The following is a 947-nucleotide window of genomic DNA, read 5'->3' as shown; positions in this document are numbered from 1 at the left end:
GTCGATGGTCGTGAGGGTGGGAACCGCGACGTAGGTGTAGGAGACCCCGTTACTCGTTCCACCCACGGTGGTGACCGTGACCAGTACCGTCCCGGCCGTCCCGGCGGGGGCGACCGCGGTGATCTGCGTCGAGGAGTCCACCGTGAACGAAGTCGCCGGTGTGGCACCGAAATTCACCGCGGTCGCACCGGTCAGGGCTGTGCCGGTCAGCACGACCGTGGTCCCACCGGCCACCGGACCAGCGTTGGGGACGATGGTCGTGAGGGTGGGAACCGCGACGTAGGTGTAGGAGACCCCGTTACTCGTTCCACCCACGGTGGTGACCGTGACCAGTACCGTCCCGGCCGCCCCTGCGGGGGCGACCGCGGTGATCTGCGTGGCGGAGTTCACTGTGAACGAGGTCGCCGGTGTGGCACCGAAATTCACCGCGGTCGCACCGGTCAGGGCTGTGCCTGTGAGCACGACGGTGGTCCCACCGGCCACCGGACCAGCGTTGGGGACGATGGCGGTAAGGGTGGGAACCGCGACGTAGGTGTAGGAGACCCCGTTACTCGTTCCACCCACGGTGGTGACCGTGACCAGTACCGTCCCGGCCGCACCTGCGGGGGCGACCGCGGTGATCTGCGTCGAGGAGTTCACGACGAACGAAGTCGCCGGTGTGGCACCGAAATTCACCGCGGCGGCACCCGTCAGGTTCGTCCCGGTGAGCACGACCGTTGTCCCGCCGGTCACCGGACCAGCGTTCGGGGCGATGGTCGTGAGGGTGGGAACCGCGACGTAGGTGTAGGAGACCCCGTTACTCGTTCCACCCACGGTCGTGACGGTAACCAGTATCGTCCCGGCCGCCCCTGCGGGGGCAACGGCAGTGATCTGCGTGGCGGAGTTCACGGTGAACGAGGTCGCCGGGGTGGCACCGAAATTCACCGCGGTCGCACCCGTCAGATTCG

1 protein-coding gene is annotated in these 947 nt (G+C 67.7%); it reads right to left on the bottom strand.

The window, feature by feature from the left end:
• The coding region (locus ACFYOW_RS28775; RefSeq protein WP_387293253.1) for an IPT/TIG domain-containing protein at positions 1–942 on the bottom strand (942 nt) is incomplete at its 3' end.
• Positions 943–947: the final 5 nt, after the last annotated feature.

It is taken from the genome of Nocardia sp. NPDC006982, assembly GCF_042869435.1.
Classification (GTDB): domain Bacteria; phylum Actinomycetota; class Actinomycetes; order Mycobacteriales; family Mycobacteriaceae; genus Nocardia.
This window is presented reverse-complemented; position numbering and strand designations above follow the sequence as displayed.